This window comes from Vibrio marinisediminis (assembly GCF_014050145.1).
GTDB classification, from domain to species: domain Bacteria; phylum Pseudomonadota; class Gammaproteobacteria; order Enterobacterales; family Vibrionaceae; genus Vibrio; species Vibrio marinisediminis.
In genome coordinates this window covers 1-335 of record NZ_JACFYF010000095.1, presented here as the reverse complement: position 1 = coordinate 335, position 335 = coordinate 1, and the positions used below count along the sequence as shown (strand labels likewise).

Sequence of the window (335 nt, the reverse complement as noted above, 5' to 3'; positions counted from 1 at the left end):
AGAATCCCGAATTCGGCAACCTGTGGATCCAGGGCGGGCCGCGGGCGCGCACCTTCTTCACCGACACGCCGGAGGCGGCGCCGGCGCTCAACAAGATCCCGCTGGTGAAATGGGATCGCGGCTATGTCTATGTGGACAGCACCCATATGCTGCTGCCCCGCGGCCTGAACCGTGTCTACGAGACCGGCGGGGGGGAGCGGATTTCGGGCTGCCTGTTGCACACGAAGTTCCTCGACACCTTCGTGGCCAAATCCGCCGAGGAGGTCGTGCGCCAGGAACATTACGCCAAGGGCCGCGAATACAAGGCCTATGCCGAGACCCTGACCGAGCAGGGC

General features: G+C 64.8%; 1 protein-coding gene. It reads left to right on the top strand.

The window, feature by feature from the left end; genetic code table 11:
- The coding region (locus H2O73_RS23530; RefSeq protein WP_220457698.1) for a hypothetical protein at positions 1–335 on the top strand (335 nt) is incomplete at both ends.